This window comes from Paenibacillus sp. JNUCC 34 (assembly GCF_058269055.1).
Window position 1 is genome coordinate 229312 of the sequence record NZ_CM177770.1, and the last position, 23815, is coordinate 253126.

At 46.9% G+C, this 23815-nt stretch carries 19 protein-coding genes and 1 other annotated feature; of the genes, 13 read left to right on the forward strand and 6 right to left on the reverse strand.

Annotated features, from left to right (window positions below):
• The first annotated feature begins 41 nt into the window (after window positions 1-41).
• The 3 genes from AC2TF5_RS01045 to AC2TF5_RS01055 all read left to right on the forward strand — a co-directional run bounded on the left by AC2TF5_RS01045 (window position 42) and on the right by AC2TF5_RS01055 (window position 2846).
• Entirely contained in the window at window positions 42-1091 is a 1050-nt protein-coding gene (locus AC2TF5_RS01045) for an NAD(P)/FAD-dependent oxidoreductase (protein WP_491300453.1), read from the forward strand.
• Between the two features lie 130 nt (window positions 1092-1221).
• Window positions 1222-1722, forward strand: coding sequence for a sigma-70 family RNA polymerase sigma factor (locus AC2TF5_RS01050; protein ID WP_491300454.1), 501 nt, complete (start codon window positions 1222-1224; stop codon window positions 1720-1722).
• Window positions 1719-2846, forward strand: a complete 1128-nt coding sequence (locus AC2TF5_RS01055; protein WP_491300455.1) for an anti-sigma factor — start codon at window positions 1719-1721, stop codon at window positions 2844-2846. Before AC2TF5_RS01050 ends, AC2TF5_RS01055 begins: the two co-directional genes overlap by 4 nt.
• 104 nt (window positions 2847-2950) lie before the next feature.
• On the opposite strand, the gene AC2TF5_RS01060 is transcribed toward AC2TF5_RS01055, so the two are convergent.
• Both AC2TF5_RS01060 and AC2TF5_RS01065 read right to left on the reverse strand, forming a co-directional pair.
• Window positions 2951-3625, reverse strand: a complete 675-nt coding sequence (locus tag AC2TF5_RS01060; protein ID WP_491300456.1) for a lysoplasmalogenase — start codon at window positions 3623-3625, stop codon at window positions 2951-2953.
• A gap of 170 nt (window positions 3626-3795) precedes the next feature.
• Window positions 3796-4893, reverse strand: a complete 1098-nt coding sequence (locus AC2TF5_RS01065; protein ID WP_491300457.1) for a PRK06851 family protein — start codon at window positions 4891-4893, stop codon at window positions 3796-3798.
• Window positions 4894-5165: 272 nt separating this feature from the next.
• On the opposite strand from AC2TF5_RS01065, the gene rlmN reads away from it, so the two are divergent.
• The 3 genes from rlmN to greA all read left to right on the forward strand — a co-directional run bounded on the left by rlmN (window position 5166) and on the right by greA (window position 7649).
• Complete coding sequence (rlmN, locus tag AC2TF5_RS01070; RefSeq protein ID WP_491300458.1) at window positions 5166-6227, forward strand: dual-specificity RNA methyltransferase RlmN; 1062 nt, start codon at window positions 5166-5168, stop codon at window positions 6225-6227.
• A 110-nt stretch (window positions 6228-6337) separates the two neighbouring features.
• Entirely contained in the window at window positions 6338-7099 is a 762-nt protein-coding gene (locus AC2TF5_RS01075; protein WP_491300459.1) for an AAC(3) family N-acetyltransferase, read from the forward strand.
• Window positions 7100-7166: 67 nt separating this feature from the next.
• Complete coding sequence (greA, locus tag AC2TF5_RS01080) at window positions 7167-7649, forward strand: transcription elongation factor GreA (protein ID WP_491300460.1); 483 nt, start codon at window positions 7167-7169, stop codon at window positions 7647-7649.
• Window positions 7650-7797: 148 nt separating this feature from the next.
• On the opposite strand, the gene yedF is transcribed toward greA, so the two are convergent.
• Together yedF and yedE are read right to left on the reverse strand one after the other, a co-directional pair.
• Window positions 7798-8025, reverse strand: coding sequence for a sulfurtransferase-like selenium metabolism protein YedF (yedF, locus tag AC2TF5_RS01085; RefSeq protein ID WP_208917198.1), 228 nt, complete (start codon window positions 8023-8025; stop codon window positions 7798-7800).
• Window positions 8015-9169, reverse strand: coding sequence for a selenium metabolism membrane protein YedE/FdhT (yedE, locus tag AC2TF5_RS01090; protein ID WP_491302770.1), 1155 nt, complete (start codon window positions 9167-9169; stop codon window positions 8015-8017). The genes yedF and yedE overlap by 11 nt, the downstream gene beginning before the upstream one ends.
• 595 nt (window positions 9170-9764) lie before the next feature.
• Here yedE and AC2TF5_RS01095 point away from each other — a divergent pair.
• From AC2TF5_RS01095 to AC2TF5_RS01120, 6 genes are all read left to right on the forward strand, one after another.
• A complete protein-coding gene (locus AC2TF5_RS01095; protein ID WP_491300461.1) occupies window positions 9765-14087 on the forward strand; it encodes a S8 family serine peptidase in 4323 nt (1440 codons plus the stop codon).
• 220 nt (window positions 14088-14307) lie between these two features.
• Window positions 14308-14595, forward strand: a complete 288-nt coding sequence (locus tag AC2TF5_RS01100) for a DUF6509 family protein (protein WP_208917204.1) — start codon at window positions 14308-14310, stop codon at window positions 14593-14595.
• A 193-nt stretch (window positions 14596-14788) separates the two neighbouring features.
• On the forward strand, window positions 14789-16240 hold the full coding sequence (locus AC2TF5_RS01105) for an FAD-dependent oxidoreductase (protein WP_491300462.1): 1452 nt from the start codon (window positions 14789-14791) through the stop codon (window positions 16238-16240).
• A gap of 188 nt (window positions 16241-16428) precedes the next feature.
• The gene (locus AC2TF5_RS01110; RefSeq protein ID WP_491300463.1) at window positions 16429-17820 is read left to right on the forward strand and encodes an erythromycin esterase family protein; all 1392 of its coding nucleotides are present in this window, start codon (window positions 16429-16431) and stop codon (window positions 17818-17820) included.
• A gap of 244 nt (window positions 17821-18064) precedes the next feature.
• Window positions 18065-18312 (forward strand) — a binding site (T-box leader).
• A 51-nt stretch (window positions 18313-18363) separates the two neighbouring features.
• Window positions 18364-19173: a GNAT family N-acetyltransferase gene (locus AC2TF5_RS01115; protein ID WP_491300464.1), complete on the forward strand. Its 810-nt coding sequence runs from the start codon at window positions 18364-18366 to the stop codon at window positions 19171-19173.
• 288 nt (window positions 19174-19461) lie between these two features.
• Window positions 19462-20232 carry an SDR family oxidoreductase gene (locus AC2TF5_RS01120; RefSeq protein WP_491300465.1) on the forward strand — a complete coding sequence of 257 codons (771 nt, stop codon included), beginning with the start codon at window positions 19462-19464 and terminating at the stop codon, window positions 20230-20232.
• Window positions 20233-20319: 87 nt separating this feature from the next.
• Here the strand turns inward: AC2TF5_RS01120 and AC2TF5_RS01125 are convergent, their stop codons facing one another.
• Window positions 20320-20649 (reverse strand): MazG nucleotide pyrophosphohydrolase domain-containing protein, encoded by a 330-nt coding sequence (locus AC2TF5_RS01125; protein WP_491300466.1) that lies wholly within the window; start codon window positions 20647-20649, stop codon window positions 20320-20322.
• 97 nt (window positions 20650-20746) lie between these two features.
• Between AC2TF5_RS01125 and AC2TF5_RS01130 the strand changes: the two genes are divergently transcribed.
• Window positions 20747-21328: an LOG family protein gene (locus AC2TF5_RS01130; protein ID WP_491300467.1), complete on the forward strand. Its 582-nt coding sequence runs from the start codon at window positions 20747-20749 to the stop codon at window positions 21326-21328.
• Window positions 21329-21490: 162 nt separating this feature from the next.
• Here the strand turns inward: AC2TF5_RS01130 and AC2TF5_RS01135 are convergent, their stop codons facing one another.
• The gene (locus tag AC2TF5_RS01135) at window positions 21491-23809 is read right to left on the reverse strand and encodes a histidine kinase (RefSeq protein WP_491300468.1); all 2319 of its coding nucleotides are present in this window, start codon (window positions 23807-23809) and stop codon (window positions 21491-21493) included.
• Between the last annotated feature and the right edge of the window lie 6 nt (window positions 23810-23815).

Below are 23815 nucleotides of genomic sequence, written 5' to 3' on the forward strand. Positions count from 1 at the left end.
GAATGATAATCATTAACGATTAATTCAGGGGGTGGGCGATTGTGGAACAACAAGATTTGTTTGATGTGACGATAATCGGAGGAGGGCCTGCAGGGCTTTACTCTGCTTTTTATAGTGGGCTTCGGGAGATGAAAGCGAAAATTATTGAGTATCAGCCGCATTTGGGCGGTAAAATACATGTGTATCCAGAAAAAATGATCTGGGATGTTGGTGGACTTACACCGGTTACTGGAGCAAAGCTCATTGAACAATTGATTGAGCAGGGATTAACGTTTAATCCGGAAGTGCATCTTAATGAGAAAGTGGAGTCGATTACACGGGATGATGACGGAATATTCGTATTACATACCGCTTCAGGGCAGAAGCATTATTCTAAAACAGTAATCGTTGCTGTCGGAGGCGGGATTCTGAATCCGCAAAAGCTTGAGATTGAAGGAGCAGAAAGATTTGAAGTGTCTAACCTAAATTACACGGTGAAATCTTTAAAGCGATTTAAGGATAAAACGGTCATTATTTCAGGGGGAGGTAACTCGGCCATCGATTGGGCCAATGAACTTGAACCGATTGCCAAGAAAGTTTATCTGACCTATCGAAAAGGTGCGCTGGCAGGACATGAGGCTCAAGCAGCGCAGCTGATGAGCAGTTCGGCAGTTTGTTGTTTGAATACGTCGATCACCAAGCTGATCGCTGGTGCCAATCATGAAACGATCGAGCGAGTGGAGCTCACGAATCATGAGACGGGTGAGGTAACGACATTATCCATCGATGAAGTGATTATCAATCACGGATATGAGCGGGATAAGACCTTGCTTGAGAACAGTGAGCTTAATATTGAAATAGCGGATCAATATTACATTGCAGGCGATGCCAATAGTGCATCCTCGATTGAGGGGCTATATGCGGCAGGAGACATTCTGAAGCACGACGGGAAGCTGCATCTTATCGCAGGTGCCTTCCAGGATGCAGCTAACGCGGTTAACCAAGCGAAGCAGTATATCCAGCCTGATGCGTACAAGTCGGGTATGGTATCCTCACACAATGATTTATTTAAACAGCGTAACCGGGAGCTCGTAAAAGAGATGATGCGCTAGAGCCAATATACAAAGTATTGCGGTGTTATATAAGTTACAAAATGAAACTTCATTGGCTCTTTGGGGCTGATGAAGTTTTTTGTGTAACTTTTGGCAGGGTCAATACGTGTATAGGGTGAGGGGGGAGGCAATGAAACGAGACGACTTGGACCGGATCTATCAAAAATATATGAAAGACGTTTATCGTTACTTGTACTCTCTCTGTCGGGATCACCATATGACCGAGGATATATTGCAGGAAACCTTTTATCGCGCATACTTGCACTTGGAAAACTGCAAGGACGATCAAGTAAAGCCGTGGCTGTTCCGGGTGGCTTATCATGCGTTTATTGATGCACAGCGAAAAAACAAACGCACCATAATTCAGGATATCGGATTTTTCAACACATTATCTGGGCCCGAGACGTTAGAGAAACAAGTTATGGAGCAAGAGCGGTGGGACGAATTGAAGCTAGCAATCGACGAATTGCCGGAACAGCAGAAACAGGCCATTATACTGTATGAATTTCACCAGATGTCATATCAGGAGGCATCCGATCTGATGAAGGTGGGGCTGTCTCATTTTAAAATACTACTGTTTCGTGCGAGACAAAAACTTCGGCAGCAGAAAGGGAAGGGTGGGTCAGAATGAGTGATGAGTTTCGGCGGAAGCTACAGGATTATGAAGAAGGTAAACTGTCTGAAGAGGAACGGGGAGAGGTCGAGAAAGAGCTTGAGAAAATGGAAGTTTATCAGGCACATTTAGATGAGTTGCTGGGGAAGGAGCGTGACGGGGCCAACAATCCGGCAGAGTCGCGACTTGAAGCGAAAATTATACGGCGAGGGAAATGGAAAGCGCGTATTAATACGGTTATAAGTGTGTTCTTTATATTCATTTTGGTTTCATGGGCAAGTAGTATATTTAGTTCTATTTATTATAATGAGGGTAACCCGAGCCGAAGAGAAATCTATAGTGATGTGGCTTCTTTTGCGATCGCGGTAACCCATCCGAATGTGAGTGTTTTCTTAAACAGCAATACGAATGGATTTTTCAATTTTGAGCTAACCGGGGATATGAAAAAGCAGGTGGGTGACGAAAGGTATAAGATTGGCGATTACTCGTTGTCCTTTAGGTTTGGAAAACCGAATATACAGCAGATGACATGGTCCAATGATAATCAATATAACAATCATTTTAAGCTTCCTGAAGAAACTTACGAAGATATGGAGCAGGATTGGAGTACACTAGAGAAACTCCCGGAAGGGACCGTAGCTGAGGCGTACTTATCATTCGATCATTTTTTCACGACGGACGAAATATTGAAGCAGTTAGAGGGTAAGAACATGGATCCCATCTGGTTTGCGGTAGATGCCGGGTTAGAGAACGATCTGATCGGATTTCCTTATAACCCGATGTGGCACCACGATGATATAACGATTACGAGTTACAAGGAAGAGAAATCAGGCTGGTTTGGTAAAACGGTAATGCAGGGTGGCTCTTATCCGACGGTTGAGGAATATGGAAGCGGTGATTTGAGAAATGAAAATTTCATCAAAACACTTCAACTGCTGCAGGATTACCCGTCCATTACCCGGAGGATTGCTCCGTTCCTAGAGATCGATCAAATCACGCAGTATGTTGAATCGAACGGTGTAAAGATCTATGGAGCTGTCGTTACCGGGCCGACGAAAGAGCTGTTAAAGCTCAAGAAAGAGCCCTGGGTAAGGGATATTCATATGGGTGAAGCCCGTTTATGGAATTGGCGGGATAGATAAAAAAAGCAGCTCCGAAGTCTAATTAGACTCCGGGAGCTGCTCTTTTTGCTTAATGCTTCGTAATTAATGCCATGGTAACATAACACGGTGTATACTAACAACCATTAATTTACAGGGAAATGCCTGGTTGAAGGATATCGGTTCGAACCTTGAAACGCCGCAATGCTCCGTGCAATCAAAAACTGTGCGCTGTAGTAGGTCGTCATAATGAGCATATCGGAATAAGAAATGTCGGATACAAACATATTCCAGGACAGAATCGAGTCAGAGATAATAAACAGAATGCTTCCCGCGATTGCCCACAGGTTACCGGTCATGATGGCTGACCAAAGCATGAGGGTTATCACCACAATATATGCCAGTACCGGGATGATCAAAGACTCTTGTCCGTTCAATTGCAGTGCAGCGATAAGTTCCTTACCGATGAAGAAAGAATACACCGCAATAGGCATGATACAGGCGAAACGGATGATGGAAAACTTCCAACGGCTGAAGAAGCCCGTCATATAAAATAGATGCCCGATCAGGAATGCGGCCAGTCCGAACTCGAACCACCATATGATCAGGCCATCGCCCAGCATGCAGAAGAACAATCCGATCAGCATCATATAGTGTATACGTGTTTTTGAATAAGGCATATGCAGGTAGGCATAACCGATAATCAGCATCATAGGAATCAGCTTGAACAGAGTTTTGATCGCTACCTGGTCGGATGGAATGAAGAAAATGTAAAGAATGCTCATCAAGAGGATGATCAAAGGCAACCCGTATTTTTTCATAATAGACACGTCCCCCCGAAAAAATGTACTGCAGTACACTTTCACCATATGCCCGTTGAATCCTCTTTATATTGAGTTTTTCATAAATAAAAACAGCCGCGCTATGAAGGACGTATCCCGTACCTCACACGGCTGTTTTTTCGATTTCCCGTTATTTTTTTTGATGATCGTTAAGATTTCTGCCCTATTCCGAGGACTTCACGTTGGAGATCCTCCTTGATCTCGTCAACTTTGTCATGATTAACAAATGGTACACAAATTTCTTTAAGCAGATCCAACTGTGATTTGGCATTTGTAAGATGCTGGGTTGATTCTTTCATTTTGGCCGAATAACGCTGTTTGAAGTCATTAAGAACTTCGGCATGTTGTTCATCCGTTCCTGGTTGAATGCAGCGAGCATACGTATCGATGATCTCATCGGAAGGGCGGTCAGGGAAGTATTCATGTGGTGCTGTGCTGTCAAAGATCGCAAATCCGGCTTCTCTCACAATAACCATATCGAGACTATTCGGATCAAAACCGCAGTGGTAGATTTCCACATCGAACCCTTGTTTCTCACCAGCTGCTGCTATTTTCTTGAGCATGGTCGATTTGCCGGAGCCCGCCCGCCCCTTTACGAGATACCTCTTCAAGCCGTTAGTCAGATCGGGGACATAATCCACTGCGCCTTTTGGAGTTGCTGCTCCAAGGAAGCGGTGGTCTACGCGGGGCTGTTTCTCCAGCTTTTGCTCACCGTACAATTGTTGAATATATTCGTCAGTCATCTCATTAGCGGCACCAAAATCCATATTGTGTATATACAGTTCTTCCCAATCATCATGTATACGAAGAGCTTCCGCAAAACCGGCATAGGCATCCTCATGGAACTGCTTTATTTGGAGATTTAGATTTTCAATTTCACTTTGGGAGCCGCTCAGCCCTTCCAGGTCAATGCAGGTATCGTCCAGGTTAAGAAACTGGATAGCTGCTCCTGTTCCATCAACGTTCATGCCCCGGAAGGCCGCGCCAGTGATCATACCAGTCTTCAAACCAGGGGCGATCCAACCATCAATTGAATCATTATCCGAAGCAGAGTGCAGGATCCACAGCTCATAGCCGAGCCGGGACGCTTCGTCTCCGATATCCCGTATGAGGTTCGAGTTGCCGCCGCCAGGGGATCCATCGACGATAAAAAGTGACTCAATTCCCTGCAGGGAAGAGTGAAGAAGGCTTGCAAAGCCACGGGCCGTATTGCCGCTCGTAAAGAAGTTTCTAATGACTCCAGTCATAACGATCACACCTTTCTAGGCTGCTGTCATGGGTTTTTCTTCATGGTATTATCTTTGGGCGAAAAAGGTGCGGGGTATTCCTGAACGATGCTGTTTCATCAGAGGCACTGAACATTCTTCTAAGGATCGGTCTCTCTATAGAGAAGAGTCCAATAACTACCCTTGTGTTCATCATGGAATTTTGGGACAATAATAAACAGAATGTTGATGTATAAGTCATTTTTATAGAGAGATTAAATTTTACTGTTTTCGTATAGAGAAAGGACAGATAAATGAACAAACCATCCATATATGGATTAACTTTAGATCAGCTGGCTTCATGGCTTGAAGAACGGGGACATAAGAAATCTCGCGCGGCACGGGTATGGGACTGGCTGTACCGGAAGCGGGTCACGAGCTTTTCGGACATGGCAGACGTTAATGAGGAATGCCTTCAGCTTCTTGAGGATCATTTTGCTATATTGACGCTAGAAGTGCACACGAAGCAGGAGTCTGCAGACGGTACTGTAAAATTCCTGTTCAAGCTAGTGGATGGCAACCTGATCGAGACGGTGCTGATGCGTCATAAGTTCGGATTGTCCGTGTGTGTCACCACCCAGGTTGGCTGTAACATCGGCTGCAGCTTCTGTGCGAGCGGACTTATTAGCAAGAGCCGTGATCTGTCCAGTGGAGAAATCGTTGAACAGATCATGAAGGTCCAGCTTCATTTGGACGAAGCGAGCAACGATGAACGTGTGAGCCATGTCGTTGTTATGGGAATCGGTGAGCCGTTTGATAATTTTGAGAATATGTCTGACTTCATTCGTGTTATTAAAGACCATAAAGGTTTAGCGATCGGACCGAGACATATAACCGTTTCAACGAGCGGACTGGCTCCCAAAATTATTGAATTCGCTGATAGCGATCTGCAGGTAAACCTGGCGATATCTCTGCATGCACCAAATAACGAGCTTCGTACCCGGATTATGAAGATCAACCGAGCTTATCCGCTGGAAAAACTGATGCCGGCCATTGATTACTATCTTGAGAAATCCAACCGGAGAATTACGCTGGAATATATTTTGCTGAAGGATGTTAATGATCAGAAGGAGCACGCGCTGGAGCTTGCAGAGCTTGTGGGCAACAGAAAGAAATTGGCGAACGTAAATCTGATCCCATACAACCCGGTAGATGAACACAGTCAGTACCAGCGCAGTACACAGGAGTCTATCACAGCCTTCTATGACACCTTGAAAAAGCAGGGAGTCAGTGTCAGTGTCCGTCTTGAGCACGGAACCGATATTGATGCTGCTTGCGGACAGCTCAGAAGCAAACAAATTAATAAAGCACAGTAAGGCTTTTCTAAATAACATCAGGGAAGCCGCAAAGCGTATCGGATTTTTGGGGTACGCTTTTTTTTCTAGCGTGCCATTCCCGGCTTTCATAATAAGGAGGACTTTCATATATGCATACCAAATCCAGTTTATTGAAAGAACTTGAAGACTTGGGTATTGACCGGACAGGAACTCTTCTTGTCCATTCTTCTATGAAAAGTATTGGTGAAGTCGAAGGAGGCGCAGAAACAGTACTGGATGCCCTATCGGAATATATGGAGGGTGGATTGCTTGTCTTGCCTACCCATACATGGTCGTATATCAAGGCCGATAACCCCAAATTTGAGGTGGAACACTCGCCTTCCTGTGTTGGGATTCTTCCAGAGCTGTTTCGCAAGCGTACAGGGGTAATCCGTTCATATCATCCGACCCACTCCGTGGCGGCTCTAGGAAAGGATGCTGCAGCATTTACCGACGGGGCTGAACGATTTGACTCGCCATGTCACCGGGAATCGGTATGGGGCAAGCTTCTGGATCGCAAGGCGACCATTATGCTGCTGGGTGTGGACTTGCGACGGAATACTTTCATTCATGGTATTGAGGAGTGGGTAGATGTACCGGGTCGCCTTACTGAGGGACATGAGGCGCTGTATACGGTGCTGGGAGACGGTACAGAAATTCCGGTACCTTCTCGCAGACATGCTGGTCCTGCCTCTTCTGAATATTTTTGGAAGGTAGATGAGCTGCTGGAAGAACAAGGGGCTATGTACAAAGGGAAGTGGGGAGATTCGATCGTACGGGTGTGTGACACGGTGAAGTTAACCGACATTATCTCGCCGTTGCTGCGGGACAATCCACTCCTGTTTTCAGACAACGAGCCGCTTCAGCGGTAGGCTTAATGAACACAGTTCTCCGATTTAGGGTACAATGGAATAAACCAAGATAATAGGAGCTGTAAAAATGTCTAAAGAAGAACAGGTAATTGTCACCGCCGAGGGTTACGCCAAGTTGGAAGAAGAACTGAAGTATTTGAAAGGGCCCAAACGTAAAGAGCTGGCAGAACGCCTGAAGCTGGCTATCAGTTATGGTGATCTGAAGGAGAACAGTGAGTATCACTCCGCGAAAGATGATCAGGCGTTTATGGAGACCCGAATCATCGTGCTTGAAAAGATGTTGACCAAGGCCAAAGTCATTGACGCGGACAATTTGAACTTAGACAAAGTTAGTGTGGGCTCTGTCGTTGTCTTAAATGATATTGAATTTTCTGAAAAGATTGAGTACCGAATCGTTGGACCGGCTGAGGCGGACGTTGCAGATCATAAAATATCCTACGAAAGCCCGCTGGGTAAAGAGCTGATGGGCAAAGAGGTAGGAAGCGTTATTCATGTAAGTGCTCCTATGGGGATCATAAAATATGAGCTGCTCGAGATTAAAGCGGATTAGCCGAACACCGTAAATAGGGGGATGTCCACAAGGTCTGTTGACCTGGGACGTCCCCATTTGTTTCTTATATAAAAAAAGACGAGCTGCATTGGGCTCGTCTTTTTTCGTTGGTGCGATATTTTTGTTGTGAATGACGTAACGGTGATCTTTAAACCTGGATAAATAGACTGAACTCCTGCCCGGTCTTTTCGGGCTCTTGAGCCATGGTATAGCCATGCTTAACAACTTCCTCAGGTACGTTACGGAAGGCGGACGGGCAATCAGAAATGACTTGCAGCAATTGGCCTTTCTTCATATCGCGCAGCGTTTCCAGTGTGTAAATAACAGGATAAGGACAAGATTCTCCTCGAAGATCAAGCGTGAAATCAACGGACATTTGTATAATCCCCTTTCTTAAATCCAACGCCGAAGCGGTAGTTTTTTTGCCAATAGACAGCAATGATGAAGCCGATAGCCAAGACGATCAGTGTGACAGCAAGTGCGGCGGCAGGGCCCATCGTTGTAATCAGGTTCACCGGCGATCCGCTCTTCACGAGCAGATTATAAACACCCATATGATCCCAAGCGTAAGCAAGGCCAGTAGCTCCCAGAATGTTGCCGACAAAGACGGGTAAAAAGACGATCTGGCCTTCCATCAACCGGTACATCATGCCTGTCTCGCAGCCAGCAGCCATCACGATACCGATGCCGAACAGCAAGCCGCCGACAAAGGTGCTTGGAGCGGCAATTTTCGTAATTGGGTCCAGCCCGTATACAAGGATGATCACCAGGGTGGCAACGGAACTGACCGCCATACCGATCGTGATCGCTTTTGTCATTGTAGCACGTCCGCTAATCCACAGGTCGCGGAAGGCGGATGTGAAACAAATCTGTCCGCGTTCAATCAAGATACCAAATGCGGCACCGAAGAGCGCGGCTGTGCCCAGCATGTTACGCCCCGTTACAAAGAAGTACACAATGAGTCCGACATAAGCAAGTCCGAGAACAGCTCCGACAAGGGGCTGAATGTTGCGTCTCGGTTTAGCGGCAGGAGCCATGCTGCCTTTTTTCAGGACAGGCTTGCCTTTCCACCATCTCGTGTTTACGACTTTAGCTCCCAGGAATGTACCGATTGCGGTCGCTACAATGAAAATCCAGGAGTGAAAAGAGAACTGGGGAACCCCTGTAAAGAAGGCTGCCAGGTTGCAACCCAGTGCAAGCCGCGCGCCGAAACCGGCAATAATTCCACCGGCAAATCCCTGCACATAACGGCGCTTTTGCTTCGGAATCCGGATCTTGAAGTTGCTGCTAAGCAGAATGGTGATCATGGCACCAATAAACATGCCCCACACAATCCAACCATCAGTCCGTGTCCATGTGGTTCCATCCATATGAACGAGATTGAAATATGCCCAATCCGATATATCCATCCCAAAAAATTCCAGTATATGACCTCCCAGCCGGGTAAATTCGCCGGTTACCGCCCAGACGGTTCCGGTAATTCCGAAATAAACCGCACTCAGGATACCTGCGATGCCCATGACCAGGTAAGGGCTCCAATAATTTCCGAAACATTTGATGTACAAGTTTTTCACAGTTTCTATATCTCCTCAATCGGTAAGAGTCTACAACCCTTCCATGTTTGCTGAAAAAGCACAAGTTTCATTTTACTACAAACATACGCTGCTTGGGGCATAATATTGACTTGATATTTTTCTCCAGTGGGGGAATCAAGAGTGACGACCCAGTATTTGGAATTTTTGAGGGCAGGACTCCAGTACGAAATAATCAGCACAACCTGATGTCTGAAAAATAATAGAAAAGACCCACGAACAGTCGACTTCACTCAATAGAACGATGTTATTCCGTATTCTTCGACAAGATGTGATAGCAAAAGGGGTTCTTATGTCGACAAAATCCTCAAATGAATGACATTACGTCTCATTTGCTGGATTGTATATGCGAATATCCCAAATTATACATAATATAGTAATCTATCAAAATAGGTGATACTATATTTCCAAAATTAACTATATACCATACGAATCCATATGATCACGAAAGGAGAAGAGTGCGAAGCAACATAACCGGTATACATAACCTAAGTTGATATTATAAGAGAATCGAGGGAGTTCATTGAAAAAGAAATCATTCTTCCGAAAATTACCCATAGTCTCACTTGCTCTACTATTGTCAGCTAGCTTTGCTGTTCCGTCGGTTGGCTACGCCGACCTGAATCCGGATATTCGCTCACAGATTGAGTTGAAAGCGCTTCAAGGTGGTGTGTATGCTGAAGAAACGGCAGAGGCGTATATTTCACCTGAAATCAGCACCTCTTCTTCGAGAGAGATTAATGTCATTGTACAGCTCAGCAGTGAGCCTGCTGCCGTCGGCAAATTTGCTGCTCAAATGGGGCTTCGCAGCATGTCGGCTGCCTCGATGGAATCAACTGCTACAAGGGAGCAGTCATCCTTTGAGGATCAGGCCAAGAGACTTGGCATCCCGATCCAGGTCAATTACCGTTACAATACGGTGCTGAATGGTCTGGAGGTTACGGTTCCCGCCGACCGGATTCCGGAGCTGGCGGTAATACCTGGTGTGAAATCCGTATACGAGAACAAAACATATTATCCTATTCCTGTGCAAGAAGCGCCTGTTTTGACCACAGGCCAAGCAACCTATGACAATGCTCCGCTGGACCAGATCAACGTTCCGGAAGCGTGGGCTAAAGGCTTAACGGGCAAGGGTCTGAAAGTGGGCGTTATAGATACTGGCGTAGATTACAAGCATCCTGACTTGATTGATGCCTATAAAGGCGGGTGGGATTCATTCGAGCAAGATGATGATCCATATGAAGAGCCGCCGGTATCTATCGAGGATGATCCCTTTGGAATCGGATTTGCAGGAACATCTCACGGCACACATGTATCCGGTACGGTTGTGGGTAGAGCGGCTAACAAAAGCTCTGATATATACCAAAAAGGGGTAGCCCACGAGGCCGACCTTTATGTATATAAGGTGCTTGGACGAAATCCCGAAACAGGTCGAGCATCCGGTTCTTCAGCCCAAGTCATTGACGGCATTGAAAGAGCTGTAAAGGACGGCATGGACGTGATCAATCTCTCATTGGGTTCAGATGTAGAGAAGGACGCGAATTCGCCGGATTCGATGGCCGTGAATAACGCTGTATTATCTGGTGTTGTGGCCGTAGTAGCGAACGGTAACGCAGCAGACAAAGGTCCTTATTACTATTCAATGGGTTCACCGGCAGGTTCACAGCTGGCAATCTCTGTCGGCGCTGCAACGAGCCCAAGTTATTACTTTAACGCTTCGGCTTCCGTCACGCAGGCAACATATCAGGAGGAAGCTGAACCTACGGTCAATGCAACCGAAGCAACTTACTCGGATATGGATCTGGGTGTGATGGGCTGGAAGGTTGCAGGTGAGGACTTTGCTTCTATTCTGGGAACTGAGCCGATTGAACTTGTATATGCAAACTTGGGACAGGCTGAGGACTTTGAGAATCTGGACGTAAAGGATAAGGTTGTCCTTATATCCCGAGGTAATTTAGCGTTTGTGGACAAGCTGGCTAACGCCAAGCTGAAGGGCGCAAAAGCCGTTATTTTCTTCAACGGAAATACGAAACCGGGGAATGTAAATGAAGCGGATCTGTCGGAATCTATTAATAATCGAAATGATTTCATTGGCGCCATTCTCGGCGAAAGTTTTGAATTTATCCCAACTTTTGATATGCAGGGAGCGTTAGGGCGAGGAATTGCACGGCAAATGGTGGGTCATCCGGATAAGGCTGTAACCATCTCGTTCGGAGGGGAGTATCCGCGGATCGATGTGAGAGGCGATACGATGGCTTCCTTCAGCTCACGCGGACCGAACGCAGACGGACTTCTTGGCATCAAGCCGGATTTGGTAGCACCGGGTGTTAACATCCGGTCGACATGGCCGGCCTATGGACTGGGTAATCCCGACGCTTCTTATGATGAAGCCTATAACCGGATCAGCGGCACAAGTATGGCTACACCGCATGTAGCTGGACTGGCTCTTCTACTTCTGCAGAAAAATCCGGATTGGTCGCCGTTTGATGTGCGCGCTGCTTTGGCGAATACATCGGACTCCATGTTTGACGAGAACAATCAGTTGTATGATGTATACTCTCAGGGTGCAGGACGTGCTGATGTAGGTAGTGCTCTGGAAACACCGGCATTGCTGCAAACGGTAGAGCAGCTTACCATTCTGGACCAACAGCTGAATCCGAAGCAGGTCGTGAACTATGGCTCATCTGCAAGCTTCGGTATTGGGAAAGCTGGAAGCGGTGCCCAGATGATGGAGTTGCAGCTGAAAAATATTTCGGGAAGAAAAGTTCAGTATAAGGCAACCATTGAATTGCACGACAGTGTTACATCCGATCCGTTGAACCCGATTAAGACGCCGGATGTAAATGGAATATCTGTTAACCTGGTCGGTATCAGTACAGAGGGGACCATATCGGCAGAGGCAGGAAAAAGTCAGCCGTTCTTCCTGTCAGTCGAGAGGAAGAATACAGCAGTAGACGGAGTATATGAGGGCGCCGTTGTGCTGGAGGCGAGTGGCTTGCCGTCACTGCATCTTCCATTCTCCTTGCATGTCGGTGAAGCACCTCCGGCTACTGGATACGGCATTCAGGAACTGTCTTTTACCCCTACGGTCATTACACCGAATGGGGATGGTAAGCATAATTCGGCTAATCTGTCCTTCCGGATTACGGAAGACGTAAACTATATGCAGTTACTGGTAATAGACTTGCAAGGTAATGAGTTCGGCATCGTAGGCGAATTCATTAAAGAAGACGGCAAGGGCGGAATCGAACTGCTCGATCAAGGTTATTACAAGATACCTATCGATGGTTCTTACACGAAATTAGATGCGAAGGGCAACCCTGAAGTAGATAAGGATGGAAAGTGGGTGAAAAGCAAACTCAAAGACGGAACGTATTCAATTGGTGTACTTGCTTACTTGATTGGAGACAAGGGCTTGCTCAAGAAGTATGAAGCATACAGAGCGTTCCGGGTCGATAATACGCCGGCGACGAATCCAGGAGACGGAAACGGCTCCGGAGGCAATAACGGTGGAGGTAATAACGGTGGAGGTAACAGCGGGGGATCTGGCGGTGGTTCAGGAGGAGGTTCGACCACTCCAGCCCCGACACCGGTAACTCCAGGCCCAGCACAGCCAGCTCCTTCAGGAGCACCGGCATTACAGTCCGTGGTGAAGCAAGGACAGGTCGTTAAGAGTGTGCTGACTACATCGGCTGTGGCAGATCAAATTCAGTCTTTGACTGTGAAAGACGAGGATTTGCAGGCTGCTGTGAGTGCGGCAGGCACAAGCCCGTCAGCCATTGTACTGTCAGTTAGCAAGCCGGAAGGACAGACAACCAAGGCTGTTCTTACACCTTCCCAATTGGCGATATTGTTAAAGTCAGCAACCGGAAGCAGCCTTATTATAAGTAATACAAGTTCTTCGATGTCCGTACCTATAGCGGTGTTGAAAACAGTACCTACCGGATCAAGCCTGGAGCTGATCATTGGTAAAGGTGACTCCTTCAGCGGAGTGTTTACGAAAGGTTTTCCAGGTGTAACGTTGATAGGGTCTCCAGTCACTTTTGATATGCGTACAGTTAACAGTGGAACGGGTAAAGATTTCACATTACCGGCAGGTCAGCGAATTCTCAGCTCCTTCACCGTACCTGGGCAGCTGGAAGCTTATTCGGCAGGTGTGCTGTATGCGGAAGATGGCAAGGTAAATCCGACACCTTCTGTTCTGACGAAACAAAAAGACGGAACTACGGTGGTAACCGTGAATCGTTCGGGCGTATCCACTTATGTTGCGGCCTCACGCCCGGTAAAGTTTACTGATATATCGTCTTCCTATGCGAAATCCCAGATCAAAGCGCTGGCAGGTAAACTGTTGATGAACGGTACGTCGGAAACGACATTCTCACCGAAGAACAATGTAACCCGCGCAGAATTTGCGTCGATGCTGTCCAGAGCACTTGGTTTGACACCATCTACAGCGACTCCGTTTACAGACGTTAAAGCAGGAAGTTGGTATGCAGGTCACGTTGCCGCCGCTTATGAGGCGGGACTTATAGGTGGACATGCCAATGGAAGCTTTGATCCGAATGCAAACATCAGCCGTCAGGATATGTCTGTCATGCTTGCTAAAGCAATCGCGCTGCTTCACATTGAGCCGAAGGCAGAAGGGCCAGCCCGCGTACCTTATGGGGATTCGGAATCATTAGCCCGTTATGCACAGCAAAGCATTGAAGCTGTAACAGCGCTTGGCTTGATGAATGGTGAAACTTCGGGTGGTGTATCCTACTTCCGTCCGCAGGCACCGACTACACGCGAGGCAGCGGCAAAAGTACTGTACATTCTTCTTCAGAAGGGAGAATTGATCAATTAAATTTAGAACGAATTGAGAGAGGGCTGGCGCCGAAGCTTTTAACTTCGGAGCCAGCCCTTCGTTGTAGGTTGAGTTTCATTAAGAATGAAGTCACAATAAATCCTGCCGGCAGTTTTTCTGCTGGAAATAACCACGCTAAGCCCCAGCAGTGCCTATTTAATTCTTAACCATCATTATAATGTGTATAATGATAGGTATCGTGTTTTGAAAGGATGATCACATGCTAACGATAAAGGAATATACTGCTGAATTTGTTAAAGATCCGTTCGGAATATTGACTGGTAAAAGGTATGAATATGTGTTTGATCTGGACGTTCCGGAAGATGATGAGCTGTTTCGGGAGAATGGAGTTTATGTACGTGTCATCTTTTTATCCGATGAAGACCAGTCTCGAATTGTGAAATATGATTTCTACGAGAGAACGAGCGATTTGTATCTGGACTTTGATATGGAACCTGAAGAAGAAGAGCAGCTGGCTGCCTTTTGCAAAGATAATATACCGGATTAAATAGCACAATAAGTAAAGGGCATTCCTGCGGGGGTGTCCTTTATCTTTGTGCGGTAGCAATTGAAAGGAATAAGCAAGTATGTTACCATTTGAATGGAAAAAATTGTTGCGTTTTTTTGGATGGTTCCATTTGCCCGTAGGCTCTATATATGTGATGCCGGCTATTATACTCGGAGGGAAGTAACTACAGTACATGAACATTTTAAAAGTAAGTTTTCGGTCGATCACTGCACTTCTTATTGCTGCTTTGATTGTCCAATGGATTGTACCTTATCCGCAAGCTAAGACGGTTCAGGCTCCAGCCTCCTGCGGTTCGGGCTGCATCCGGTATGATATCGTAGTCATTGGAAGTGAAATACAAGGTGTTCTTCTAGCAAGGGAAGCCATGAAGCACGGGCTTGATGTGGTTATTCTTGATCCGCGCAGTAAGCCGGGTGGAGAGTTGATTTTGGGGCAGATGCACTTTTTGGACGAGCCTAACGATAAGAACAAGAAGAGTCTCGTGCAGGGTGACATCAAAGAGCTGTTTGATGGTTTCAAGAAGGGGTCAATCCGTAAAGCCTCCGAGTTTAACAAGTACTATGAGAAAATGATTAAGGATATTCCGATAAAGAGTGGGATTGAGATTCAATCGGTGAAGACGGTTGCAGCCAAGGGGGAGAAGTCCCTTCAATCGCTGACTTACCGGATGAATGGCCGGAGCCATCAAGTACAGGCTGGTTACTGGGTGGAGAATACGGACTTTAATGCCCTGACCGGAAAGCTGGATGCCAAGCGGATACCAGGAATCGAAAGCTTATATCAAGGAAGTGGACATGATCCTGATCATATGGCGGCTACGCTTATGCTTCGCTTTAAGAAGGTGGACTGGCGCAAGTTGCACCAAGCAATTTTGAATGATTATCCGCTTACCAATGTACAAAAGAAATACGGCCCAAACACCTACGTAGATTGGAACATAGCGACAGGCCTCAGTAACATTATGATGAAATACAAGCCGCGTGATCCTCAGTTGGTACTTAGAGGGATGAATACGCTTGATCAGGGGCATGGGGAAGTCATTATGAATGCTTTATTGATATATGATGTCGATCCAGCGGATAATAAATCGGTCCAAAATGCGATTAACAAAGGAAAGGCCGAAGCGCCTTACGTACTGGAGTATATGCGGAAGAATATTCCGGGTTTCTCCAAGGCTGAACTGAATGGCTATCCGGAATATTTATACATCCGGGACTATAACCGATTTGAGACGGAGTATGTTATGGAATATGAGGATGTGAAGAACGGCCGCATGTTCTGGGATAACGTCAGTATCGGTGGATATTCGATAGATCTTCAAGCTACGACACGCATTCCGAAAGGCATCGGATTCGGCAAAACCGATCGGTACGGGATGCCTCTGCGCTCGTTTGAGTTAAAATCTTACGAAAATGTGCTGGTCACCGGTAAAAATGTAGGTGCTAGCATCAAGGCCTACGGCACTGCACGGATTATGCCGAATACGGCATTGGCAGCTCAGACGATGGGCATCATTCTGGGTCGTGAGATGAAGGATAAGAGGCTGAAGGATCTTACTGAGGATGATTTCCTCCGGATTCATGCCTACTTGAAGAAGGATTATAAGATCGTTCTGGATAAATAATGTACATAATGAAAAGCAGCAGGAACCCTTTTCTGATTGGAAGGGTTCCTGCTGCTTTTTTTCTCTGCGACACTTCTGGTGGTTTTTTAAATGAAAGTTAAACGAAGCTTAAACCCTTTTTAACTTCCTGATGCTACCATGAGAAGGAACTAAAAAGTTGACCATCAGAATAGAGAGGGGAAGAGGAAATGATACGAAAACTACATAAATGGGCAATCGTATGTACGATCTGTATGTTGGGAGGAGCCATCCTGCCAATGACGAATTCTGTAGTGACAGCAGCTGCCGTTCAACATCATAAGGATGAGGTAGCCGTATGGAAGCAATGGGTAAAAAAGAATGCTGTTCCTGTGCAAATCGAGCCGGAGAATGTGGAATCCATAAAGAAGAAGGACGCCTTTCAGGATTTGCAGTTTTTAAAACCGCTGCTGAAGGACAAACGTATCGTCAGTCTCGGGGAAGCATCGCATGGGGCATCGGAATACAATTCGGCTAAAGTGAGATTAATTCAATTCCTTCATGAAGAGATGGAATTCGATGTCATTGCGTTCGAAACTCCGTTAGGAGATGCTACCGCTGCATATGCACGGATTGGTAAGGATAAGTCGGAAGAGACGATGAACAAGGCTGTTTACGGCGTATGGCAGGTGAAAGAGAACTTAGCGCTGTTTGAGTATATCGCTAAGCAGAGCAAGACGGACCGGCCGCTTATTTTGACTGGTTTCGATGTCCAGGGGACGACGGAGCCGTTTATGGCGTTTGGGAAGGAGTGGTTTGACACAGTAGACCCGAAGCAGGGCCGTCGCTTTGAACAAGCTGAGAAGCTCTTTATCGAAATACATAGCTATGACGACATGAAGAAATTCCGTAACGTACAAAAAGATCTGATTCAGGAGTATAAGACGCTTCAAACATTCATTGTTAAAAATGAAAAGAAGCTGAATTCTCCAATGCCGCAGCATAAGGACATGGTACCGATCATGAAAAGGGTATTGCAAAATCGAATCGACATGTTGGATAACTATGTGGAGCACATGGTCCAGATGTTTGCTGATATGGATACGAAACACATTCCGAAAGCAAGCTATCTTCGAGACAAGATGATGGCAGACAATGTAGCTTGGTTAGCAGAAGAGATGTACCCTGACAAAAAAATGATACTATGGGGTCATAATTACCATATTCGCAATAATAACTCGACAATGATTACAGAGCATAACGGTCTAGGATTTACTAATGACCCCTATCCGACGATGGGCGAGATGCTTCCGGTGGAGCTGCAGCGTCAGCATTATGCGATTGGTCTGTATGCCTACCAAGGCAGCTCTCTGAAGAACAACAACGAAACGGAGGCCGTTCAGTTACCACATCTGGCTGGCAGTCTTGAAGATATTCTGAAGGCAAGCGGGTACCCTGCTTCGTTTGTTGATCTGAAGAATCAGTCGCTGAAGCAAGAGACATCGTGGATGTACACGCCTCGCATTGCGAAGGCTTGGGGAGTGTTGGATGAAGTTATGATTATCCGTGATCAATACGACGGTCTCGTGTTCATTGACACGATTCACCCTTCGAAGCGATGAAAACAAACCATTGACTAGATGATTGTCTAACATAGGGTCTGTTAAACAGAACTTGTAAAAAGGCGTCAAATCAAGGGGGGATGTGATGTCGTTTTATACATAAGTTTGTTAATCAAGGACGATTTTCTTGAGGTGGTTCGGTTGATGGATACTATTTTTGATCCCAGGGCCACTTAGCGACAAGCGCTTTGGCAGCTGTCTTGACGGAAAAAAATGGATGTTATACACTGAATGAAATTTTATTGTAAATGCAGTGAAGAGGAAGCGAAGATCACAAGTGAGCGGTACAGAGAGCTGTTATACTGGTGTGAAACAGCCCCTCACGATCGAAGCTATCACCTCAGAGCAGGTCTGTTGAAATTTCATTCGACGGTAAACAGACACGGAATCCTACCGTTATCATAAGGACATCATTGGTGGATGATGGAAGAGGAGCGTGCGCTTAATGGCACGAATCAGGGTGGTAACGCGGAAGAATACTCCGTCCCTTTTTGGGGGCGGAGTTTTTTTGTTTTTCCAATTCGATGGAGGTGGATGAAGAGGATGTTTGAAAAGGTTGATCCGCAGTATCTTTTAGAAGGGGTAGACGGCTTTATTCAAGAGGAGGTATCGTACAATCTGTTTTATCTGATTACCGGGTTTGAAGAAGCGCTAACGATTAAATCTTGTGATAACAAAGTTCTGTTCGCCCAATCTCCAAGAGGAAACCCTTGGCTGTGGGTCAACAGAGACCTGTCGGAAAAGGAGAGGGAAAACGCGCTAAATCTCCTTATTGAGCACTTGGATGAGGCTCCATTGACTGGAGTATCCAGTGAACCCCGGACGGCAGAGATGTTTGCTAATCTTTATGGGGCAAGGTATCACACAAGTATAAAAAGGCGTATGGACATGGAGGCGTATGCTTGCCCGCAGGTTGTGAAACCAGAGGGAGTGAGCGGTTGTTTGCGACCGGTTCAGCTCGGTGATGTGGAGACGGTAGCACTGTATTTAGCTGGATTTTCTGAGGACGCTTATGGAATCGCTGTAGATCCGGCAAGCCAGATGGAAGCTGCAGAGATGATGATCCGTAAGGGCGGGTTGTACATGTGGCGGGTAGACGATCGCCCTGTTTCCATGGCGCAAATTGCGCATCGTTCCCCCAGACATGGACGGATCAATGCGGTCTTTACGCCGAGGAATGAGCGGAGAAAAGGGTATGCTGGGGCTGTCGTATCAGGCTTGTGTTCCATATTGCTAGGTGAAGGGATTGTACCGATGCTTTATGCGGATATGGTTAATCCGGCTTCGAACCGGGCTTATCAGAAGATAGGTTTTATCCAAAGCGGTCAAATTTCAGATATTCGTTTCGAATAGGTTTGATCTTAACTGGAAGGTGCTGGTATAATGGCGGCGGAGATGTAGTGAAAGGGGAATTGAAACTTCATGGCTGGTACTTTGTAATGGTTATTTCATGAAATAGAACACCTTTATCGTGGATAGGATCACGGGATAGGTGTGTCTGTTCATACCATTACGAAGGACGCTAGGTAAGGAGTTATAAATGACCTGGCGAATACCTTTAGGGTATTCGTTTTTGTGTTTGTCAGATTCATCTCCTTTAACCCTTGCTGTTGCTTCCTTAAATATTAGGAGGAGTTATAAATGAAAGCATTAAAGGGTAAAATCGCAATCGTAACCGGAGCCAGTCGTCGGATCGGTATTGGATCGGCTATTTGTCAGGCACTCGCTGAGGTGGGAGCCGATATCTTTTTCACATATTGGCGGCCATACGACCGCACGATGGAGTGGGGAGAAGATCACGATTGGCCGCAGCTTCTTGTACAGCAGTTGGAACAGGAAGGGGTTCGTGCGTATGGCATGGAAGCAGACCTGTCTCATCCGGCGACACCAAAACAGATTATAGAGGAAGTATCCGCAGTGTTCGGGCAACCGTCTATTCTCGTTAACAATGCAGCGCATTCGACTTTGGACGGCTATGAAAATTTGAGCGCTGACATTCTGGATGCGCACTATGCTGTGAATGTGCGTGGTACGTGCATGCTCTGTGCGGAGTTCGCCAAGGCCTTTCAGCTGCCTTCTGGAGGAAGGATCATTAATATGACCTCAGGTCAGGATAAGGGTCCGATGCCGGGCGAGCTTGCTTATGTGGCTACCAAGGGAGCCATCTCTGCATTTACCGTCTCATTAGCTGCTGAACTGGCACCGCTGCAGATCACGGTGAATGCCGTTGACCCCGGTCCGACCGATTCGGGATGGATGAGCGAGGGATTGAAGAGCTTCCTGCTCCCAAGGTTTCCGATGAAACGCCTTGGTCAGCCTTCGGATGCTGCACGTCTAGTGAAGCTGCTGGCTTCGGATGAAGCTGGCTGGATTACCGGACAGATTATCCATTCGGATGGCGGATTTATGTAAATCCGATGTTCATGGGATCAGTTTTGAGGTTAATATATAAAGAGGACCGGCAGCTTGCTGCCGGTCCTTCATCGTTATAAGGGCTAGCTATGAAAGGCTGCTTTCTGAATAGCGCTGAAATAATTTTTGTTGATGTGATTGAAAAATATCTTCAAGGTTAATGTCGTATTTGTTGGCGATAACGATCAAGTTTCCCAGGACGTCACCAAGTTCCTCTACCAGTTCTTGTTTATGCTCAAGGTATGTACCGTTGTCTTCATCGGGCCGATCCCGTCCGATCTCCAGAGCTCTGATGGCCCGTGCGACCTCACCCGTTTCTTCAGCTAAAAATCCGATTCGTATAAAGATATCAAGCTCAGACCACCCGCGGGATTCGTAATATTCTTTGACCCATTGTTGAAATTGATTGACGTCCATAGCTGTTTTCCTCCCCAAATGCAATAATTTAAATGAAGCAGATAATCATATATATTAAAGAAGTATAATTCAAAAAGAAAACATACGGAGGGACAACATGAAGAGAATTGCTGTATTTTGCGGATCTAGTGACGGTGTTTCACCAGCATATAAAGAAGGTGCTGTCCAGCTGGGCAAGGAGCTCGCCAGACGGGGAATTACGCTCGTATACGGAGGCGCCAGTGTCGGAATTATGGGAACTGTAGCGGATGCGGTTTTGGAAGCGGGAGGGCAAGTGATTGGCGTCATTCCCCAAATGCTTGAGGACAGGGAGATATCCCATCGCAATTTAACGGAATTGATCGTAGTTGGCTCGATGCATGAGCGAAAAACGAAAATGTCCGATTTAGCGGACGGATTTATTGCTCTGCCAGGAGGGCCCGGAACGCTGGAGGAATTTTTCGAAATTTTCACCTGGGCTCAATTGGGACTTCATCAAAAGCCGTGTGGGATTCTGAATGTTAACGGCTATTACGACTTGCTTATTTCATTCTTTGATCATATGCATGGACAGCAATTTTTACAGGAAAAATACCGTTCCATGGCTCTTGTTGATTCCGATCCGGCGGATTTGATTGAGAAATTCAATACATATACCCCGCCTTCCGTGAAAACTTACATTAAGGAAGACCAAACTTAAACAACATAGAACAGGCGATGCACTATAAGGGGCCTGACCCCGCGATTACAGGAATGATTCGTAGGCGTAGTGTCTCATAACAGATAGTGGGGGTGTCTCAGGTCAACAGACCTTTTGGACACCCCCATTCTTATTCCCAAGCTGAAGGCAGTTCCTATCCCGTTATTTCATCGGTTCATAATCTGCGACCACAAGCACATCCATATGCCTTGTACCCCGGAGTAATGTTTTTGCGATATTCCTTTGAGTCATCTGCTTCCAGGCTGCCCTTTTGGATTGACCGATAATCATCTGGGTTGCTCCTACTTCACAGGCTTTTGCGATCAGCAGATGAGGGATATCTTTATGTCGGTTTGCCTTCAAAATTCCAAATGTTCCGCCTAATCGCTCCGTCAAGGTACGCTGCGCCTCTAATCGCTCGGGGATTCCAGGGCTATGCGGCATATGCTCCACCTGAACAAAGGTCACATACCAAGTTGCCTTTAGGCGGTGGGCAATCCGGAAGCCGCGCCGAATCAATCGTTCCGCTTGAGATCCGATGTCCACACACACATAAATGACCTCCTGACGTCTCCAAGGTCCTCGGAGCGAGCTGCTCCGTTCCCACGATTCCAGTCTCTCATCCACATCATCTGCAATTTCCCTCAGAGCAAGCTCACGTAGAGCAATCAGGTTTCCTGTCTTGAAAAAGTGGCTGAGCGCCTGATCCACTTTTGCCATATTGTAGATTTTGCCATCCTTCATTCGCTGCTGCAGCGATTCGGGGGTCACATCAATCAATTGGACTTCGTCAGCCAATCCTAAAATATGATCTGGCACGGTCTCCCGGACACGGACGCCCGTAATCTGCTCCACCGAATCATTCAAGCTTTCCAAATGCTGTACATTTACGGTTGTGATGACGGAGATGCCTGCGGCCAGTATATTCAGCACATCTTCATACCTTTTCTTATGCATGCTTCCAGGTACGTTGGTATGTGCCAGCTCATCCACCAGCACGACATCGGGATTTCGGGAGATAATGTCATCAGTGTTCATTTCCTCAAGATGTACCCCACGGTAGTCAATGATTCTGCGTGGGAGGACTTCAAGGTCACCAACCTGATCTTGTGTATCTTTGCGCCCATGGGTTTCCAGTAATCCGACGAGGACATGCAGCCCTTTCTTGAGCAGATCGTTGCCTTCCCGGAGCATCGTATACGTTTTGCCAACACCCGGGGCTGCTCCGATGTACACCTTGAACCGGCCCCGCTTAATCTGCTTGATCTTTTGGTCAATCTCCTGTGAGTTCAGCCGGTGGAACGGCTCGAATGGAGCGGGAGGCGGGTTAATCTGGGCTGGAAGAATGCGTTCTCCGTCTGACTCGGCGCGGTCGGCTACGATAAAAATATCAACGCCCCGTGTTTTTAGAAGCAGATCTTGAATGATGGAGCCTTGAAGCAGCTCTTGCCAACGTGTCTGCTTCGAATGGCCGAGCACAATCCGGGTAACGTGATGCTCCAGCGCATATTGGACCAGCACATCAGCCAGCTTTCTCCGGGAACAGAGGGGAAGCTCATCGAATTTTGCTCCGATCCGTTTGGCGAGCTTCACGATAGAGCGTTTGAAGGTAGCCTGCTCCTTGCTGAGCTCCTTATCCTGATTCACAAAAGTAACGACCAGCAGATCACCGTTCAACCGTTTCGCGATCTGCTGTCCGCGGCGCATATAAATCGATCCGTTCCAGTGATATTGGGTGGATACCAATATCCGTTCATCGGCCCCTGATGGTCCGATAAGCCCTAGCTCCTTGCGATACCTTTCGAGGGAGTCGCTAACACCTTCCGCTACAAGGCGCAGGGTTAGCTCCCGCAGTACGGCCAGATTGCCGTGCTTGAACAAATCGCTGTTTCCGCCAGATAATCCGTCGGCTGCGCGAACTAGCATCGTTTCGGGGGTTACGTCAATTAAAACGACCTCGTCCGCCAATTCCAGCGTGTCTGCCGGTACGGTATCAACTGCCAGAATTCCGGTCAGCTTGCTTGCGAGCTCCCGCACATCCTCCAGTTCATAAACGTTAACTGTTGTAATCACACTGATGCCGCGGCTCAGCAGGAATCGAATATCTTCAAGCCGGGTAGCATGCTGCGCTCCCTCCCGGTTACGGTGTGCCAATCCGTCAACGAGCAGTACCTCAGGATTTCGCTGCACCAGCAGCTCCAGATTTAGATCCTTTTTTTTCTCATTGCCCTTGTGCCAATGAATGCTGGGTACCCGGTCCAGATCGCCGATCTGCTCTATCGTGTCCGGACGCTGCATGGTGGATACGGCGCAAATGACAACATCAATGCCTTGATTTTTTAGGATATGGCCTTCGCGGAGCATATGATAGGTTTTCCCGGATCCGCTTACGGCTCCGATATATACCTTCAACCGGCCTTGGTGCAGCTTTGAGATGGACAGCAGGATTTCCTCTGGCGATTTTTTTCTGAACGGGTCCATGGACTT

Excerpts from the sequence above, each read along its gene's own strand:
- AC2TF5_RS01050 (WP_491300454.1), top strand. The coding sequence starts at position 1,222 with ATGAAACGAGACGACTTGGACCGGATCTATCAAAAATATATGAAAGAC.
- AC2TF5_RS01055 (WP_491300455.1), top strand. The coding sequence starts at position 1,719 with ATGAGTGATGAGTTTCGGCGGAAGCTACAGGATTATGAAGAAGGTAAA.
- AC2TF5_RS01060 (WP_491300456.1), bottom strand. The coding sequence starts at position 3,625 with ATGAAAAAATACGGGTTGCCTTTGATCATCCTCTTGATGAGCATTCTT.
- AC2TF5_RS01065 (WP_491300457.1), bottom strand. The coding sequence starts at position 4,893 with ATGACTGGAGTCATTAGAAACTTCTTTACGAGCGGCAATACGGCCCGT.
- rlmN (WP_491300458.1), top strand. The coding sequence starts at position 5,166 with ATGAACAAACCATCCATATATGGATTAACTTTAGATCAGCTGGCTTCA.
- AC2TF5_RS01075 (WP_491300459.1), top strand. The coding sequence starts at position 6,338 with ATGCATACCAAATCCAGTTTATTGAAAGAACTTGAAGACTTGGGTATT.
- greA (WP_491300460.1), top strand. The coding sequence starts at position 7,167 with ATGTCTAAAGAAGAACAGGTAATTGTCACCGCCGAGGGTTACGCCAAG.
- yedF (WP_208917198.1), bottom strand. The coding sequence starts at position 8,025 with ATGTCCGTTGATTTCACGCTTGATCTTCGAGGAGAATCTTGTCCTTAT.
- yedE (WP_491302770.1), bottom strand. The coding sequence starts at position 9,169 with ATGGGCATCGCAGGTATCCTGAGTGCGGTTTATTTCGGAATTACCGGA.
- AC2TF5_RS01100 (WP_208917204.1), top strand. The coding sequence starts at position 14,308 with ATGCTAACGATAAAGGAATATACTGCTGAATTTGTTAAAGATCCGTTC.
- AC2TF5_RS01105 (WP_491300462.1), top strand. The coding sequence starts at position 14,789 with ATGAACATTTTAAAAGTAAGTTTTCGGTCGATCACTGCACTTCTTATT.
- AC2TF5_RS01110 (WP_491300463.1), top strand. The coding sequence starts at position 16,429 with ATGATACGAAAACTACATAAATGGGCAATCGTATGTACGATCTGTATG.
- AC2TF5_RS01115 (WP_491300464.1), top strand. The coding sequence starts at position 18,364 with ATGTTTGAAAAGGTTGATCCGCAGTATCTTTTAGAAGGGGTAGACGGC.
- AC2TF5_RS01120 (WP_491300465.1), top strand. The coding sequence starts at position 19,462 with ATGAAAGCATTAAAGGGTAAAATCGCAATCGTAACCGGAGCCAGTCGT.
- AC2TF5_RS01125 (WP_491300466.1), bottom strand. The coding sequence starts at position 20,649 with ATGGACGTCAATCAATTTCAACAATGGGTCAAAGAATATTACGAATCC.
- AC2TF5_RS01130 (WP_491300467.1), top strand. The coding sequence starts at position 20,747 with ATGAAGAGAATTGCTGTATTTTGCGGATCTAGTGACGGTGTTTCACCA.
- AC2TF5_RS01135 (WP_491300468.1), bottom strand. The coding sequence starts at position 23,809 with ATGGACCCGTTCAGAAAAAAATCGCCAGAGGAAATCCTGCTGTCCATC.